Annotated in this window: 18 protein-coding genes; all 18 read right to left on the minus strand. The window is 64.7% G+C overall.

Annotated elements, in window-relative coordinates:
* Window positions 1–151: 151 nt before the first annotated feature.
* Complete coding sequence (locus FDP22_RS24715; RefSeq protein ID WP_239031954.1) at window positions 152–577, minus strand: integrase core domain-containing protein; 426 nt, start codon at window positions 575–577, stop codon at window positions 152–154.
* 33 nt (window positions 578–610) lie between these two features.
* Window positions 611–928, minus strand: a complete 318-nt coding sequence (locus tag FDP22_RS24720) for a hypothetical protein (protein WP_205910800.1) — start codon at window positions 926–928, stop codon at window positions 611–613.
* A gap of 435 nt (window positions 929–1363) precedes the next feature.
* Window positions 1364–2266 carry a LysR family transcriptional regulator gene (locus FDP22_RS16050; RefSeq protein WP_170317732.1) on the minus strand — a complete coding sequence of 301 codons (903 nt, stop codon included), beginning with the start codon at window positions 2264–2266 and terminating at the stop codon, window positions 1364–1366.
* A 36-nt stretch (window positions 2267–2302) separates the two neighbouring features.
* Window positions 2303–3217: an SDR family oxidoreductase gene (locus tag FDP22_RS16055; RefSeq protein WP_138575212.1), complete on the minus strand. Its 915-nt coding sequence runs from the start codon at window positions 3215–3217 to the stop codon at window positions 2303–2305.
* Between the two features lie 115 nt (window positions 3218–3332).
* A complete protein-coding gene (locus FDP22_RS16060; protein ID WP_138575214.1) occupies window positions 3333–4088 on the minus strand; it encodes an SDR family oxidoreductase in 756 nt (251 codons plus the stop codon).
* Between the two features lie 38 nt (window positions 4089–4126).
* Window positions 4127–5167 (minus strand): serine hydrolase domain-containing protein, encoded by a 1041-nt coding sequence (locus tag FDP22_RS16065; RefSeq protein ID WP_138575216.1) that lies wholly within the window; start codon window positions 5165–5167, stop codon window positions 4127–4129.
* Window positions 5168–5226: 59 nt separating this feature from the next.
* Window positions 5227–6246 carry a DUF3500 domain-containing protein gene (locus FDP22_RS16070; protein WP_138575218.1) on the minus strand — a complete coding sequence of 340 codons (1020 nt, stop codon included), beginning with the start codon at window positions 6244–6246 and terminating at the stop codon, window positions 5227–5229.
* 324 nt (window positions 6247–6570) lie between these two features.
* Window positions 6571–6810, minus strand: coding sequence for a DUF2274 domain-containing protein (locus tag FDP22_RS16075; protein ID WP_138575220.1), 240 nt, complete (start codon window positions 6808–6810; stop codon window positions 6571–6573).
* A 2-nt stretch (window positions 6811–6812) separates the two neighbouring features.
* Window positions 6813–7934: a TraB/TrbI/VirB10 family type IV secretion system protein gene (locus FDP22_RS16080; RefSeq protein ID WP_138575222.1), complete on the minus strand. Its 1122-nt coding sequence runs from the start codon at window positions 7932–7934 to the stop codon at window positions 6813–6815.
* A complete protein-coding gene (gene trbG, locus FDP22_RS16085) occupies window positions 7931–8941 on the minus strand; it encodes a P-type conjugative transfer protein TrbG (protein ID WP_138575224.1) in 1011 nt (336 codons plus the stop codon). Before trbG ends, FDP22_RS16080 begins: the two co-directional genes overlap by 4 nt.
* The gene (gene trbF, locus FDP22_RS16090; RefSeq protein WP_118134799.1) at window positions 8938–9627 is read right to left on the minus strand and encodes a conjugal transfer protein TrbF; all 690 of its coding nucleotides are present in this window, start codon (window positions 9625–9627) and stop codon (window positions 8938–8940) included. The genes trbG and trbF overlap by 4 nt, the downstream gene beginning before the upstream one ends.
* The gene (gene trbL, locus FDP22_RS16095) at window positions 9624–10976 is read right to left on the minus strand and encodes a P-type conjugative transfer protein TrbL (RefSeq protein WP_138575226.1); all 1353 of its coding nucleotides are present in this window, start codon (window positions 10974–10976) and stop codon (window positions 9624–9626) included. The genes trbF and trbL overlap by 4 nt, the downstream gene beginning before the upstream one ends.
* A 3-nt stretch (window positions 10977–10979) precedes the next feature.
* Window positions 10980–11270, minus strand: a complete 291-nt coding sequence (gene trbK-alt / locus FDP22_RS16100; RefSeq protein WP_138575228.1) for a putative entry exclusion protein TrbK-alt — start codon at window positions 11268–11270, stop codon at window positions 10980–10982.
* 14 nt (window positions 11271–11284) lie between these two features.
* Window positions 11285–12067 (minus strand): P-type conjugative transfer protein TrbJ, encoded by a 783-nt coding sequence (trbJ, locus tag FDP22_RS16105; protein WP_138575230.1) that lies wholly within the window; start codon window positions 12065–12067, stop codon window positions 11285–11287.
* The gene (gene trbE / locus FDP22_RS16110; RefSeq protein WP_138575232.1) at window positions 12064–14574 is read right to left on the minus strand and encodes a conjugal transfer protein TrbE; all 2511 of its coding nucleotides are present in this window, start codon (window positions 14572–14574) and stop codon (window positions 12064–12066) included. The genes trbJ and trbE overlap by 4 nt, the downstream gene beginning before the upstream one ends.
* A 6-nt stretch (window positions 14575–14580) precedes the next feature.
* Window positions 14581–14862, minus strand: a complete 282-nt coding sequence (locus tag FDP22_RS16115) for a VirB3 family type IV secretion system protein (RefSeq protein ID WP_138575234.1) — start codon at window positions 14860–14862, stop codon at window positions 14581–14583.
* Window positions 14862–15194 carry a TrbC/VirB2 family type IV secretion system protein gene (locus FDP22_RS16120; protein ID WP_138575236.1) on the minus strand — a complete coding sequence of 111 codons (333 nt, stop codon included), beginning with the start codon at window positions 15192–15194 and terminating at the stop codon, window positions 14862–14864. Before FDP22_RS16120 ends, FDP22_RS16115 begins: the two co-directional genes overlap by 1 nt.
* Entirely contained in the window at window positions 15191–16141 is a 951-nt protein-coding gene (gene trbB, locus FDP22_RS16125; RefSeq protein ID WP_430225892.1) for a P-type conjugative transfer ATPase TrbB, read from the minus strand. The genes FDP22_RS16120 and trbB overlap by 4 nt, the downstream gene beginning before the upstream one ends.
* Window positions 16142–16150 lie beyond the last annotated feature (9 nt).

The following is a 16150-nucleotide window of genomic DNA, read 5'->3' on the forward strand; positions in this document are numbered from 1 at the left end:
CCTTCCAGTCGTTGCGAGTACGACGGCGTCTAATTCATCGCTGCATTATTCGGTCTGGGCTCCCTAGGCCGCCTTGTGCTCCCGACCATAGCGAGCCGGAGACAGACCGGCATACCGACTGAATGTATCGACCCAGCGGAATCTGCTCAAGTTAAGCCGCTAATCTGAATGCCTCGGCAGGCGTGCGCATGGCAAGAGCCTGATGAGGGCGGCGGTTGTTGTAGAAGCCGATCCAGTCGCTGATGACTCGCATGGCGTGCTGGATGTTCTCGAAGCGGTGGCGATGCACGCACTGCTCCTTTAGTGTCCGGATGAAGCGCTCGACCATGACGTTCTGCTGCGGGCAGTGCGGGGTGATGAACTCCTGCTTGAGCCCGTAACTGCGGACAATGGCTGTGAAGTGGAGGCTGGTGAAAACCAAGCCATTGTCTGACCTCAGCAGGAACTCCTCCTCGACACGACCCAGTGTGCCGAACCTCGCGATCAGCGCATGCTCGAGGGCTGCGCTGGCCGTCGTGGCCTTGCCCGACTTCGACAGTTGCCAGCCCAAAAACTCGCGGGTGTGGCAGTCGATCACCAAGGCCAGTGAAGCCCAGCCGTCCTTGCCGGTTCAGATGCGGGCCAGATCGGTCGACCACCTCTCGTTCGGCGCAACTGCGACAGACGGAACAGCATGGATGCGGGGCCGCATACCCACGGCGCGCTTGCGAACCTGCCCGCCCTTGATCTGGAAGATCCTCTGCACTGTGTTCTTGTTGAAGCCCAGGAGCCAGGCCACGGTCCGATAGCCGAAGGACGGCTCCTCCTCGATCATCTTCTTGATCGGTTCGGCGAAGCGGGGATCGACCTTCGGCGCGGCTTTCACCGGCTTGTAGTAGACCGTGCGCCGGGGGATGCCGAACCAAGTGCAGAGCTTGGCGATGGGCACCGCGAGGCCCTAGGCCAAAAGGCCCTGCTGAATGCGACGGATCAATTCCCGTCCTGCGCATCCAGCAGGGCCTGAAGCTTTTTTGGGCCCGCAGCTCCAGCATGGCCTCGCCGTAGGTTTCCTGCAGGTCCCTGAGCTGCTTCTCGTATTGCTCGCGGATGTCGAGTGGGTTGGCGCGCGGCGAGTTCTCCATGCCGCGCGTCGCATCCTCGACCCAGCCCTCGATCTCGGAGGGCGTCAGGTCAAAGGACCGGCTCGCCTCCTACACGGTCGTCTTGCCCTGAATGATCTCGATGACAAGCGCTGTCTTACGCTTCGCCGTCCGCCGCTTCATGCCGTCGTCCATTGTCATACTCATCGCTACGTTCTCCCTTGTAGCATGAGCAGGAATTCAGAGGGTCGGTACAGTTTGTCAGTGCCCGACAGCTGCGGCCTCTAATTCTGAAGCTTCTCCGCCATTGAGCGCAAACTATTCAGAAATTGCCCGACCAACCCAGGGGGCTCAGCCGTTGGCAGAACTGCAAATACATTGATGTCTGATTCTCTCAAATTTACGCTTCGGTAGGTAATGCCCCCAACGCACTCGTGGTAGGACGTTCCCGGCACAAAGGCGATTCCCCTATGAGCGTCCACAAGCATCAATAGTGTTTCAACACGCTCCACTCTCGCCACGGTCTCGAGATGAACCTGCCGCGCCTGCAAAATAGATAACACAAACTCGCCGAAGAATGGACCACGTGTTGGATGTCCAAGTATTATCTTCTCCTGATCGAGGTCGGCAGCGGATAAATCGCTATGTCCTGCAAGCCAATGGTCCTCCGCGAGTGCGACCTTGCAGCTCTCAATCCACACCCTCTCAACAACCATCGACCTGTCGTTCGGCGGATTTAGCATGATCGCAATATCGACCTCACCCATACGCAATGAACGCACTTGATCAGCAGGCGCCAGCTCCAACAAGTCAACCTTCAGATTCGGAAATTTTTCCTGATGATCCGCGAGGGCGTTTGCGAGGATCGGACCAGAAATGTCTTGGGAGATAGCTAAGCGTATTAAGCCCTGACTACCAAATGCAATAGTTTGTGCAGCTTTCTTCGCACGGCACATGTAGTCAAATATGCGATCAATCTCGATTGCGTAAGCAACTCCAACTTCAGTCAACCTGGCGCCTTGCCCAGGAATTCGTTTAAACAATTCCGCGCCGACATCGTTTTCAACGATTTGAATAGCCCGGGAGACGACAGAAGGATCGACTTGAAGACGCAATGCTGCCTTTCGGAAACTACCCTCTTCCGAAGCTACAATGAAGCACTTGAAATGATTAAGAGTGGGCTGCATGTCATTTTGCGCACACATCAACTGCACTGCCGCAAGCTAACGATCCTGAATATTCATCGAACCGAAGTAGCTCTCGAGCGCCATATCAGTTATTAGACCCGGCCGATCCGGCGACCATCCCAAGGCCTCACCGGTCCGGGCACTGCTGGCCCTAAGGTTCATACCCGCGAAATGCGTGAACCATCCAAAGTGGTCCGACGCCTCATTCGGGGTCTTACTGACCACCGGCAGGCCGCAGCCCTCGCCTATCGCGGTCGCGATGTCGCGGAACGGGATGCCCTCTTCGCCGACCGCATGATAGACCGCGCCCGGCTGGCCGTTCTCCAGGGCCAGGCGGTACAGGCGGGCGGCATCCAGGCGATGCACCGCAGGCCAAGTGTTCCCGCCCTCGCCGATATAGGCCGAAACGCCCGTCTGCCGCGCGGTGCGGATCAGCGTCGGCACGAAGGCATGGTCTTCCGCCCCATGGACGGAAGGCGAGAGCCGGACGACCATGACGTTGACGCCCTCATCCGCGATCTGGCGGGCCGCTGCCTCGGTCGCGGCGCGCAGATGGGCGGCCTCGCCCGTGGCGGGCATCGTCGCCTCGGTCACCGTTTCGCCGTTGGGGAGAATTCCGATGGCGGAAGTCACGATGATCGGACGGTCCGAACCGTTGAGTTCTTCGCCGTAGAAGGCAATCAGGTCCCGGTCGGCCTCGCAATTCTCCCGAAACCTTGAGAAGTCGTGGTTGAAGGCCGTGTGCACGACCGCATCCGCAGAGGCGATCCCGCTGCGCAGGCTGTCCCGGTCCTCGAGACTTCCGGCATGGGCCTCGGCCCCGAGGGCCGACAGCGTCCCCGCGGCCGCAGCGGAGCGGGCGAGGCCGATCACCCGGTGGCCGGCATCCACCAGATCCTTGACAACGGCTGCCCCCACGAAGCCCGAGGCGCCTGTGACAAATATCTTCATTTCCCTTTTCCTTCCTTATGGTTCGCCCCTGACACCCTCTGGGTTTCGGCGATCCGTTTTCGTCCGTCAGTCGGCCCGGTTCCCGATGGCGGGCAGGAACTCTGCGCGATCTGCTTCAGGCGCCGTTCAGGCGGTTGTAAGTTTCCGCGTAGCGTCCGCTTTCTTCCGCCCGGCGCAACATCTTCACGCGGTCCACCAGGATCTCGCCCCCCGGCCTATCCGCGTCCTCGATGATCCCGATGACCTCTGCGATGTAGTCGACCAGCGGCATGGCGTTCGGATCGCGGGCCTGCTCGGGTCCGGCGAGTTCGGTCTGAACGTAGGGCGGCACGAGTTCCAGAACCTCGACACCGCGGCCACTCAACTGCGTGCGGAGCGCCTGAAGCCAGACATGAAGGAAGGCCTTGCTGGCGCAATAGGTCGGATAGTTGGCCCGCGGCACGAAGGCGAGGCCGGAGGTCGTGGTCACGATGCTGGCGGTGGCCTGACGCTGCAACACCGGCAGCAATGCGGCCGTGACATGCAGCACGCCCATGATGTTGGTGCGGACCAGCGCTTCCGCGACGGACAGGTCGAACTCCCCGTCCACGAGGCTTTCGGCGCGCGAGATGCCCGCGTTGTTGACCAGCACGTTGAGGTCCGGGAATTCGGCCGTGACCCGCGCGGCGACGCTGGCGATATCGGCGGGGTCGTCCACATCCAGCCGGTAGGCCGACATGCCGGCGTGTTCGGAGAGGATCTGGTCCAGCAGCTCCTGTCGGCGGCCGGTGATGATGACGCGGTTGCCGAGGTCATGGAACTCCGACGCGAGGGCGCGGCCGATACCGCTGGTTCCGCCGGTGACGAGGATTGTGTTTCCGCTCGTTTTCAATGTCTTCACTCCTGTCTCGGGTTGGGTCTCGCTGCGGCTCAGCCGGCGCGAAGCCCCTGGATGATGGCCGCGGCCAGTTCGTGCAGCCGGTCCCTGTCCTCGATGGTGGTGGGGCGCGGGGTCTCGTCCGATGTCATGACCAGCGACAGACCCAGCGCGGGCACGATATAGAGCATCTGGCCGCCGTAGCCCCAGGCAAAGCGGACCTCCTGCCCGCCGATCGTCCGCAGGAACCAGCCATAGCCATAGCCGTCCCCGCTCCAGCGCGACGTGGTGCGCGGCGTCCAGGCCTGATCGACCCAGCCGCGCGGCAGCACTTGCGACCCGTCCGGACCTGTGCCGCCGCGCCGCCAGACCTCGCCAAAGGCGAGAAGCGAGCGCGGACTCATCGCCATCTCGTTTCCGCCGAGGTAGATCCCCTGCGGGTCGCGCTGCCAGCTTGCGATGGAAAAGCCCTCGACCGGCCCCAGCCAGGCCTGCGCGTTGTCGAGGGTGGGCCGCCCCGTGACCTCGGTCAGGATCGCCGACAGGAGGTGGGTCGAGCCGGTCGAATAGAGCATCCGCCCGCCAGGATCGTCCTCGAAGGGCTGGGCCAGCGCCCCGCGCACCCAGTTCGAACCAGACACCCAGCGCCCGTAATCGGCGCCCGAGGTCGGCCGCAGCCCGGCCTGCATACTCAGCAGATGGCCCACCGTGATCCGCTCGATACGCGGATCGGCCGAGGACGGAACCTCGTCGCGCAGGATCGGGGCGATAGGCTGGTCCACGCCGCTCAGCACGCCCCCGCCGATGGCGACGCCGACCAGGGCCGAGATGACCGATTTCGACGCGGACTTGATGTTGGTGGGGGCCGAGGTGGACTGCCCGCTATAGCCGCGCTCGGCCAGGATCTCGCCATTTCGGGCGACGATCACCGTTTCGAGAAAGGCAAGCTCCGCCGCCTGCTCCAGCAGCGCGGCGAGCGACCGGTCCTGCGCTTCCCCGCGCGAGGCCAGGCTTGCGAAGGGCGCCGCCAGCGCCAGGGCCGCGCCGCCCCGCAACAGGTCGCGGCGGGTGGTAAAAGACTGTCTTTCGGTCATCGTCCTGCCTTCAGGGAAATGTCGGAGCGGCCCCGAGGCAGCCCCCGGTGGCGCGGCTGTCAGGCCAGGTAATCGGCCTGCTTGTCGCGGTAGATGGTGTGGAAGTGGTTGTCGCCATTGCCGAACCGGCCGACGTTGGAAAACTCGATCCACAGCCGCGGCCCGTCCAGCCGCAGATAGGCGCCGCGCGCGTAGGGGTCGGTGGTGCCGGACCATCCCATGCGGGTCTGCCCGAAATCCGCCCGGTAGAGCTGCACGAGCTGCTCGGCAACCTCGTCGGTCGCATCCCCGACCCAGGCCCGCACCACAGCGGCCACGCGCTCCTGATCCTCGGCTGCGAGGTCCGTCACCAGGGTGCCGGCCGGCTCGGGGTAGCGGTTGCTGGAGCCTGTCCCGACCGCAACGTCGCCCATGGCCCCGATCTCGGCCGCGGCGCGCGCCTCCTCGCTCAGCCTGGTCAGGAGAGCAGAACAGGCGTCGGTCTTGGCGCGCATCGGCTGCACGGTCTCGCCGCCCATGTCGATCTCGACCGGATCGACCCCGGTGAAGGCGGGGCTCGGGCTCACCATCCCGTCCGCATAGGTGGTGTTAAGCGCGAGGTGGTGGCCGTTGATCTGGACGGTAAAGCGCCCGGACGCGCCCGGCCTGCCGAAAAGGGCGATGAAATACCGGCCGGAATTGACATGGGCCTCGCCGTTGCGGATGCCAAGCTCGTCCTCGGCGGCGATGATGCCCCGGAACTGCCGGTAACCGCTGTCGGACAGCATCGCCTCGGCCACGGCGAAGGCCGCGTTCAGTTGCTCTTCCGTCAGATCCTCGAAGGCGATGCCGTTCCGGTCACCCCGGCTGGGAAAGTAGATCCAGTTGCGCAGGGCGGGGTCACCGCTATCGTAAAGGACCTGCTCACGCTGCTCGGGGGACAGGAGGTCGAGAAAGGCACCGGCGGCGGCCGCCACCCGATCAGGGCTGCCCGCCGCCGTCGTCATGGCGGTCTGCGCCTCCGCGCATCCGGACAGCACCACTTGGCTGGCAGCGAGTGTGGCGGGAGCAAGGGCGATGAAATTGCGTCGATTCAACATCCGGAAACCTCTTCGTCTGGCGGGGGAGGCGCCATTGCACCTTCCGTAGGGCGGAAGAGGTATTCGTTCGCCGCAGCTCGAACCACGCTGTCGGGTCCGCGAAACCTTGGCGAGCGTCCAAAACAGCGGCGTCAAACAGTCGTGGCTCTGAATGAGGTGTTGGAAAGTATGGCAACGAGCGACGTTGGGGATCTCGTTGTTGCGTGTTGTTCTACGGTTACGGCTTACATGCTATCTGGTACGCACCATAATTGGCTAAATTTTTGCTCTACGGCAGATCGAGCCAGTAACAGGAGCCTTGTCGAAAGGCTTCTAAACCATCTTTCACTCACGCCGACGGGTCGGCGGCATCGACTGCCGAGCCCTTCTAAATCCTCGATCCGTAGACATGAATCTTTCAAGCATCGGCACGATCAGCCGGACAGGATCGGCGACGGGTTGGCCCGTCTCTCGACCAAGGACGTCTGCATAGGCGACAAGATCGCGGTGAACGGTCGCGGGCATTTCCACCGTCACCTTCACCGGCTTGTCATCGGGCAATGGCCCAAGCTTCAGTTTCGACATGATCAACCTCCTGCAGCTTCCATAACGAGATCGCGAGTGACGATGATCCTAACCGGGAACCCCGGACGGATGGTCAAAGTCGGAGCGACCTGCAGCTGACGCTGGACGATCTGCTGACCAGCCTGGTTGATCGTGTCCACCGCGCCATCGCGGATCGCCTGGACCAGGCGGTCTTCGTCATCGGTGGCGAGGTCCGAGCCGATTGCGAGCAGCGTGGACAGACCCGCCGCGCGCATCAGATCCCACCAATGATAATCGATGCCATCCTCGAGACCGGCATAGCCGCTCGCATCCGCCCCCGGCAGACGTTCGAGAACGATGGACCGGCCTCCGGGCAGGATCAGGCGGTTCCAGACCAGCAGCACGCGGCGTTGGCCGAACGTAACGCCGTCATCGTATTGGCCGATGATGCGGGTTCCTTGTGGGATTAACAGCAGTGATCCGGTAGGGCTGTCATAGACATTCTCGGTGACCTGCGCGGTGATCTGGCCCGGAAGATCGGAGCGAATGCCGGTGATGAGGGCAGCCGGGATTACCGCACCTGCCTGAAGGATGTATGGTGAGGCCGGTTCCTGAACGCGATCCGATGCGACGGTTTGCCGGTCCACCGGGCCGTTGAGGAAAGCTGTGTGACGACTCCCATCGGGCTGTTCGATGCCGCTTAAGGCCGGAAGGTTCAAGCCGCCCCCGGCCGTCGTTGCCCTGCCGGACGCCGTTTCGAAGAAGACACCGCTCAGACGCGCGGCTTCTTCCTCTGCCCTGCGGCGCTCCGCGTCTGGGTCGACGGTCGGGCCCACAATTGGTGGAGGGTTCAAGGGCACTCCCCGCTCCTGCGCATCGAGGATCGGCCGCCCGAGATCACCGGGCAGTGCGGGCCCCAGAACCGGTCCGGTATAGTCGGACGGCAGCCCTTCCAGGCCGTCCGCTGCCGGTCGGTTGTCAATGGAATAAAGTTCTCCACCTCCCGGCCCGGCCTCACGGGTCTGGAGCGCATAGATCAGCGCGCCTCCAATGCCGAACAGGGCGACAGCTCCGACACCGGCCAGAACCTTGCGCGACAGCCTGGTCACGCGGGGCGGATCGGGACGCAGACGCATCGGAGCTGCAGGATCGGTGTCACTCATGACGCCCCTCCCCTTCGCGCATCCGCCTCGCCCTCTTCCATGCGCACGATCCGGACCACCTGCTGGCGATCCCCTGCTCCCAGCCGGAGCTCGGCAGCGCCGAAGAGGCGATCCACGATCAGAACGTTCCGATGGATACGGCTGTTGACGATCTGCGGCTCTCCGTTGGCGCCGAGCACGAAGAGCGGCGGCATCTCGCCCTGGGCGATGCCAGCCGGGAAGACGACATAGACGCGACGGCCATCGTCGAAGACAGAAACCGGGCGCCAGGGTGGGCTCTCCCTCTGGATCTGCAAGCCGTAACGATAATTGCGGGCCGATGGTGCCGGGATGGTCGGCGCGGTCGCCACAGCCTGTCGAACGCCTTGCGGCGCTGCCGGATAGGCCCAGGCGACAGAGGGCATGTAGAGCGCCTCGCGCGCACGCAGCTCGATAGTATACACCCGCCGGTCAGTGCTGATCACCAGATTGGTCGAGATGTCGTCCCGCGTCGGTTTGACGAGGATGTGGACGCGGGCGGTGGTTCCGGACCCGCTCTCCGTGTCGCCGATGATCCAGCGCGTGGTATCCCCCGCAGCGATCGGGCCCGCGCCGGTCAGACGTTCGCCCGGCTCGAGTGCGATATTGGTGATCTGACCGGGCGCGGCATAGACCTGATAGAGGGCGCCTTCCGACCAGGGATAGATCTGGATCGCATTGTAATAGCCCTCGCGGCGCGGCTCGACCCGGGCGGCGGCATTGGCGTTTTCGATACGTCCGTTCGGTGTGCCTGCCGCCGCTCCGCCATGCGCCACTGTCCAGACTGGCGGCGTGTGCAGCGGCCGAGGGCGTTCCTCGGCAGCCGAGGCGGGCGGAGTGGGCAGCGGCGGCACGGACTCGTCGTAGCTGAATTCCGGCACCGGGTTTCTGGCGCATCCCGCCAGTACGGATGCGGATAGCAGCAAGGCCACCAACATCGGCGTCCTGACGCCCGGAGACCTGGTTGCATGAAGATGCTGTTCAGTCATTGGCTCATCTCCCGCGACCAGGAGATCGCATTGATATAGATTCCGAGGGGGTTGGCGCGCAGGCGCTCGGCGCTGCGCGGAGTCTGGATCACGACGGTCAGGATCGCGGTCCAGCGCTCAGTCGTGGAAAGCTGGCCGTTCTCGTAGTGGCGCTCGGTCCAGGCGACACGGAACGATCCCGGCGAGGCCCGGATGACAGAGGACACCTCGACAGCGATTTGTTGGCGACCGACGCGTGCGAACGGATCGTTGGCGCGGGCGAAGTCGTTAAGTGCGGCCGCGCCTCGATCCGTGGTGAACTCGTAGGCGCGCAGCCAGTTCTGCCGCACGATGATCGGATCGGCCGGAATCGACCGGACCTGTTCGATGAAGCGGCCGAGATGGAACGCGATCTGCGGATCGGTCGGCTCGTAGTCGGCGGAGGCCGGGGCGACGGTCTGGGCCTCGCCGAGCGCGTCGACCTGAACGACCCAAGGCACGACAGTGCCACGCGCGGATTGCCAGACCAGGGCGCCAGCAAAACCCGCCGCGAGGATCAGGCTGCCGAAGGCCATGTAGCGCCAGTTGCGGGCCTGAACGCGGGCGGAGCCGATACGCTCATCCCAGACCTGCGCAGCCTTCTGGTAGGGCGTCTCTGGTTGCGGTGTCTTGCCATAATGCGTGGCGGAACGCCTGAAGAGGTTCATGAGCGATCCCTTTCGGAGAGATTGACGGAGGAGCCCGAGCCATGGCTGTCGCCCGATCGGACGGCATGAGCGGCAGCGCGCACGCCATGGCTCACGGCCTGGCTATGGCGCATGCGCTTCGCCCAGGCTGGCGGGCCATCGGCGGCGGACGGGCCGGAGCTGCCAGGCTCGGGTGCCGCGCCGCCGACCGTGCCCATCGAGGTGGTTCCGCCCGTCGCCGCAACACCGCCCTTGGCACCCTCGGCGTAGCTGGACTGGATCCCGCCAGCCGCGCGATTGGACGCCTTCTTGAGGGGTGATGCCGCGGCAGCGGCCCCGGCGCGGGCTACACCAGCCATGCCGCTGGCGAGACCTCCTCCGCCCATCGAGCCGAGCGTGTAGGCGCTCGAGGCAGCGCCCGCCGCGGTGACGCCGCCACGTGCGAGGGCGGCACCACCAGAGAGCGCAGATCCGGCTCCACGTGCCGCCAGCATGGTCGCCCCTCCGGCCCCGATCGCAGCGCCACCGACGGCAAGGCCGGTGCCTACGGCCGCCCCCGCGCTGAGTTGGGGCCCGCCGGACACCAGACCCGAGGCGATGCCGGGGCCGAATATTCCGAGGCCCAGCAGAGACAGGGCGGCCAGAACAATCGCCATGGCGTCATCGATGGTCGGCGTCACGCCACCGAAACCCGCGGTGAACTGACCGAAGAGCGTCGATCCGATGCCGATGATCACGGCGAGGACCAGGACCTTGATGCCGGAGGAAATGACGTTGCCCAGCACGCGCTCGGCCATGAAGGCGGTCTTGCCGAAGAGGCCGAAGGGGATCAGCACGAAGCCCGCGAGGGTCGTGAGCTTGAACTCGATCAGGGTGACGAAGAGCTGCACCGCGAGGATGAAGAAGGCGAGGATCACCAGCGCCCAGGCGAAGAAAAGGCAGAGAATCTGGACGAGGTTCTCGAAGACCGCGACCCAGCCCATCAGATCGGAGATGCTTTCGAGCAGCGGTCGTCCGGCCTCGAGCCCGGTCTGAGCGACACGGCCGGGGCGCAGAAGATCGGCGGCGGAAAACCCGGTGCCCGAGGCCATCAGACCAAGGCCCGCGAAGCTCTCGAAGACGATGCGAGCGAGGATGTTCCAGTTGGAGATGATATAGGCGAAGACCCCGACGAAGAGCGTCTTCTTCACCAGCCGGGCGAAGATGTCGTCATCGGCGCCCCAAGCCCAGAACAGGGCCGCCAGCGTCACGTCAATCACGATCAGCGTGGTCGCAATGAAAGCCACCTCACCCCCGAGCAGCCCGAACCCGCTGTCGATATAGCTGGTGAAGATGCCCAGAAAGTTGTCGATGACGCCGGTCCCGCCCATGGCTCATTGGCCTCCCGAATGCTGCGGCGCTTCGGGTGCAGGCGTCCGGCCGAGGAACCGGTCGCGGCTCTCGGCCCAGGCGGCGAGGCAATCGGCATCGCTGGCGGCGGCCTCGCCGAGCCGCTGGCAGCCGCGTAGGATCGCGCGGAGAGGATCAGCAGACGGCTGGAGTGCGGGCGCGGTGCTGACCGGCACGGGAGCTTCCTCGCGTGTCATCTCGATCACCGTGACTGTGATCGTGAACGCCACGAACACGATGGCCGCGATCCGGGCCAGCACCTTCCCCTCCGTCATCTCCCCTCCCGGCCTCAGTTGAACATTTGCGCGTTGCCGGGCTGGTAGCCCGAGCCCGGCGTCAGGAAGCGCTCGCGCTGGATGCGGCCCTGTTCGGCAGCGGTGGCGCGCTCGGCCTCGGACAGCGCGTTGGCGCGGCCGTTTGCCGAAATCACCGCGATCAGATCCGAGAGCTGCTGCGATTGCAGTGCGAGGAGCTGGTTGCCCGCCTGCGTGGCCTGCAGAGCACCGACCGCATTCTGGCTCTGCCCCACAAGCGCGGACATCTCTGCGCGGTTGGCATCGATATTGCCGACGACACCGGCCTGCACGCGCATGGCATCCTGGAGGCCGCCGACGGTGTTCTCCCAACGGGACCGGGCCTCGGCGATCAGTTGCTGGTCGGTCGCCGTCAGGGAAAGGTTGCCATAGTCCTGCTGGAACATCTGGTCGATGCTCTGCACATCGAAGGCGATGTTCTGCGCCTGGGCCAGGAGTTGTTGCGTGCGGCTGACGTTCTGCTGGATCTGCTGGAGCCCGGAATACGGCAGGTTGGCGAGATTGCGCGCCTGGTTGATCAGCATCTGCGCTTCGTTCTGGAGCTGTGCGATCTGGTTGTTGATCTGCTCCAGAGCCCGCGCCGCGGTCAGGAGGTTTTCGGCGTGGTTGGTAGGGTCGTAGACGATGAAAGGCCCCCCGCCGATACCGAAGAGCGCGTGTGCGGGCGGCGCTGCGATGGGCGACATGGCAATGGGCATCGCCAGCGCGAGGGCGAGCAGCGACGTGCCGGCGGACCGAAACGTGATCTTGCGGGTCATGATGTGATCTCCTCTTCTTTCAGGGCAGGTTCGGCGTCCTCAACGACGACGGAGGCCTGAGATGCCCCCTCAGCGTCGAGGGCGAGATTGGTGAGGTCAGGGATCAGGTCGGCGGCCCAATCCATGCCATGCGCCTTCAGCCAGGCGGCGAGGAAGCCGTCTCGGCCGTGCTCAGAGCAGATCTCGGCGATCAGCGCCTGATCCGATTTGGCGGAAGCCGCGCAGAGCGCGAGCCCAACGTCGCTGAGACCCAGCTCGAACAGCCGGTTGCCGCGCCGCGACTGGCAGTAGTAGTCGCGCTTGGGCGTAGCACGTGCGAGGATCTCGATCTGCCGGTCATTGAGGCCGAAGCGACGATAGATAGCCGTAATCTGCGGCTCGATGGCCCGCTCGTTCGGCAGCAGGAGCCGCGTCGGGCAGCTTTCGATGATCGCAGGCGCGATGGCGCTGCCGTCGATGTCGCTGAGGCTCTGCGTCGCGAAGATCACCGAGGCGTTCTTCTTCCTCAGCGTCTTCAGCCACTCGCGGAGCTGCTCCGCGAATGCATCGTCATCGAGCGCGAGCCAGCCCTCGTCGATGATGAGCAGCGTCGGACGTCCATCGAGCCGATCACCGATCCGGTGGAACAGGTATGAGAGGACGGCGGGCGCCGCGCCGGTTCCCACCAGCCCCTCGATCTCGAAGGACTGCACATCCGACGATCCCAGCTGTTCGGTCTCGGCGTCGAGCAGCCTGCCATAGGGTCCACCCACGCAGTATGCGCGGAGCGCCTGCTTCAAACCGTTGGATTGCAGCAGGACCGCAAGCCCGGTCATGGTCCGCTCGCCCACAGGGGCCGAGGCCAGCGAGATCAGTGCCGTCCAGATATGTTCCTTCACATCCGGAGTAATCTGGATGTTCTCGCGCGTCAGGATGGCAACGATCCAGTCGGCCGCCCAGGCGCGCTCTGACGTCTCGTGAATGCCGGCCAGCGGCTGTAGCGAGACGGAACTCTCGTCCGCGGCGGTCAGCTCTCCGCCGAGGTCATGCCAGTCGCCGCCCATGGAAAGCGCGGCGGCGCGGATAGAACCGCCGAAGTCGAAGGCGAAGATTTGGCTGCGCGGATACCGGCGAAACTGAAGCGCCATCAGTGCCAGCAGCACGGACTTGCCCGCCCCAGTCGGGCCGACGACGAGGGTGTGACCGACATCCCCGACATGGAGAGAAAACCGGAACGGGGTGGAGCCTTCGGTCCTGGCGTAGAGCAACGGAGCGTCGCCGAAATGCTCATCCTGTTCCGGCCCCGCCCAGACCGCCGAGAGTGGGATCATATGGGCGAGATTCAATGTGCTGATCGGTGGCTGCCGGACATTGGCATAGGCATGGCCGGGCAGACTTCCGAGCCAGGCATCGACCGCATTGACCGTCTCGACCATGACGCTGAAATCTCGGGACTGGACGATCTTCTCGACCAGCCGCAGCTTCTCGTCGGCGCGGCGGACGTCCTCGTCCCAGACCGTGATCGTGGCCGTGACATAGGCCATGCCAGCCACATCCGCGCCGAGTTCCTGCAAGGCCAAGTCTGCGTCAGCGGCCTTGTTCGCCGCGTCTGTATCGACCAGCGCGGATTGCTCGTTGGTCATCACCTCCTTGAGGATCGCGGCGATGGACTTACGCTTGGCAAACCACTGGCGGCGTATCCGGGTCAGCAGCTTCGTCGCATCCAGCTTGTCCATGAGGATGGCACGGGTCGACCAGCGGTAGGGAAAGGCCAGCCGGTTCAACTCGTCGAGCAGGCCCGGGGTCGTGGCGCCGGGAAAGCCGGTGATCGTCAGGACGCGGAGATGATGATCGCCCAGACGCGGCTCCAGCCCACCGGCCAGCGGCCGGTCGGGCAAGAGCGCGTCGAGATAGACCGGCACCTCGGGCACGCGCACGCGGTGCCGGTTGGTCGAAATCGTCGAATGCAGGTAGGTCAGCGTAGCCGCGTCATCGAGCCAATGGCAGTCCGGCATGAAGCCATCGAGCAGTGCCAGCACGCGATCCGTTCGGTCGATGAAGCCGCGCACCTGTTCCCAAGGGCTCACACCCGAGGTTTCGCGTCCCTCGTAGAGCCAGGATTCTGAACGTGCCGCGTCCTCCGCCGGTGGAAGCCAGAGGAGCGTCAAAAAGTAGCCGGATACGAAATGGCTCTCCTCCTCCTCGAAATCGGCCTTGCGCTCGGCATCGACCAGCGCCGATGCCGCATCGTGAAAGGTGCTTGTGGGATAGGTCGCGGCTTCGGAGCGCTGCGCTTCCACGAAGATCGCCCACCCGGAACCGAGGCGACGGAAAGCGTTGTTCAGCCGTCCGGCGACTGCGACCAGTTCGGCCGCGACAGCGCTGTCCAGATCGGGCCCTCGAAACTTCGCCGTCCTCTGAAACGAGCCGTCCTTGTTGAGGACCACGCCCTCCGCGACCAGCGCCACCCAGGGCAGGTAGTCGGCGAGGCGCGAGGCGGTGCGACGGTATTCTGCGAGATTCATCATGGGGGTTCACACCGAGAGATGACCAGGAATGCGCAAATGGCGGCGCGCGACTTCGACGAAGAGCGGGTCGCGCTTGGCAGCCCATACGGCGGCGATATGCCCGACCGCCCAGATCAGGATGCCGGCGAACCAGAGCTGGAGGCCTAGGCCGACAGCCCCGGCCAGCGTGCCGTTGAGAATCGCCACGGATCGCGGTGCACCGCCGAGCAGGATCGGCTCGGTCAGGGCGCGGTGAACCGGGATCGAGAAGCCCGGCACGTCGTCGAGCGCTTCGAAGGCGACCGCCATCAGACCAGCGCCCCGCCGCCGAAGCTGAAGAACGACAGGAAAAAGGACGAAGCCGCAAAGGCGATGGAAATCCCGAATACGATCTGGATCAACCGCCGGAAGCCACCGCCGGTATCGCCGAAGGCCAGCGTCAGACCGGTGACAATGATGATGATCACCGCCACGATCTTGGCCACCGGCCCCTCGACGGAGTCGAGGATGGATTGCAGCGGCGCTTCCCAGGGCATGGAGGAACCTAAGGCATGAGCGGCCGGGGCGATGAACAGGCTGACGTAAGTGGCGGCGACCGCAGTAGCGATGTGCTGGCGGATGCGCAGGGCGTGACGGATCATTCGGGATCTCCTTGTTCGTGAGGGATGGCGGGTTCTGAAATGGCATGTGAAATCCGGTAGTCGCCGTCCGGCCCCAGGCCCTCGACGCAGGCGAGTTCGGCCAGACGACGTGCGGAGCCTCGACCGGCCAGGACGGCGACGAGGTCGATGGTCTCCGCGATCATGGCGCGGGGCACGGTAACGACGGCTTCCTGAATGAGCTGTTCGAGACGGCGAAGCGCGCCGATCCCGGTACCGGCATGGATGGTGCCGATGCCGCCGGGATGGCCGGTGCCCCAGGCTTTGAGAAGGTCCAGCGCCTCGGCGCCACGCACCTCACCGATCGGAATACGATCGGGGCGCAGACGCAGCGAGGACCGCACCAGATCGGACAGGCTGGCAACACCGTCCTTGGTGCGCATCGCCACGAGGTTCGGCGCGGCGCATTGCAGCTCTCGGGTGTCCTCGATGATCACGACGCGATCGGAGGTCTTGGCCACCTCGGCGAGGAGCGCATTGCTCAGCGTGGTCTTGCCGGTCGAGGTGCCCCCCGCCACCAGGATATTGGCACGGGTCGTAACCGCCTGGCGCAGCGCCTCGGCCTGCATCAAGGTCATGATCCCGCCTTCGACGTAGTCTTCGAGTGTGAAGACGGCGACAGCAGGCTTGCGAATGGCGAAGGCCGGGGCTGAGACCACGGGAGGCAGCAGCCCCTCGAAACGCTCACCGGTCTCCGGAAGCTCCGCAGAGACGCGCGGGGACAAGCCATGAACTTCGACGCCGACATGGTGCGCTACCAAGCGAACGATGCGCTCGCCATCGGCTGCGCTGAGTGTCTTGCCGCTGTCGGCCAGCCCCTCAGAAAGTCGGTCGACCCAGAGCCGCCCATCGGGGTTGAGCATCACCTCGACGGTCACGGGATCGTCCAGAAACCCGGCGATCGCCGGCCCGAGCGCGGTGCGCAGCATCCGCGCGCC

Origin of the sequence: Paroceanicella profunda, from assembly GCF_005887635.2 — a bacterium.
GTDB classification, from domain to species: Bacteria; Pseudomonadota; Alphaproteobacteria; order Rhodobacterales; family Rhodobacteraceae; genus Paroceanicella; species Paroceanicella profunda.

Coding starts and splice junctions, on each gene's coding strand:
- FDP22_RS16050 (WP_170317732.1), bottom strand. CDS start 2,266: ATGCAGCCCACTCTTAATCATTTCAAGTGCTTCATTGTAGCTTCGGAA.
- FDP22_RS16055 (WP_138575212.1), bottom strand. CDS start 3,217: ATGAAGATATTTGTCACAGGCGCCTCGGGCTTCGTGGGGGCAGCCGTT.
- FDP22_RS16065 (WP_138575216.1), bottom strand. CDS start 5,167: ATGACCGAAAGACAGTCTTTTACCACCCGCCGCGACCTGTTGCGGGGC.
- FDP22_RS16070 (WP_138575218.1), bottom strand. CDS start 6,246: ATGTTGAATCGACGCAATTTCATCGCCCTTGCTCCCGCCACACTCGCT.
- FDP22_RS16075 (WP_138575220.1), bottom strand. CDS start 6,810: ATGTCGAAACTGAAGCTTGGGCCATTGCCCGATGACAAGCCGGTGAAG.
- FDP22_RS16080 (WP_138575222.1), bottom strand. CDS start 7,934: ATGAGTGACACCGATCCTGCAGCTCCGATGCGTCTGCGTCCCGATCCG.
- trbG (WP_138575224.1), bottom strand. CDS start 8,941: ATGACTGAACAGCATCTTCATGCAACCAGGTCTCCGGGCGTCAGGACG.
- trbF (WP_118134799.1), bottom strand. CDS start 9,627: ATGAACCTCTTCAGGCGTTCCGCCACGCATTATGGCAAGACACCGCAA.
- trbL (WP_138575226.1), bottom strand. CDS start 10,976: ATGGGCGGGACCGGCGTCATCGACAACTTTCTGGGCATCTTCACCAGC.
- trbK-alt (WP_138575228.1), bottom strand. CDS start 11,270: ATGACGGAGGGGAAGGTGCTGGCCCGGATCGCGGCCATCGTGTTCGTG.
- trbJ (WP_138575230.1), bottom strand. CDS start 12,067: ATGACCCGCAAGATCACGTTTCGGTCCGCCGGCACGTCGCTGCTCGCC.
- trbE (WP_138575232.1), bottom strand. CDS start 14,574: ATGATGAATCTCGCAGAATACCGTCGCACCGCCTCGCGCCTCGCCGAC.
- FDP22_RS16115 (WP_138575234.1), bottom strand. CDS start 14,862: ATGGCGGTCGCCTTCGAAGCGCTCGACGACGTGCCGGGCTTCTCGATC.
- FDP22_RS16120 (WP_138575236.1), bottom strand. CDS start 15,194: ATGATCCGTCACGCCCTGCGCATCCGCCAGCACATCGCTACTGCGGTC.
- trbB (WP_430225892.1), bottom strand. CDS start 16,141: ATGCTGCGCACCGCGCTCGGGCCGGCGATCGCCGGGTTTCTGGACGAT.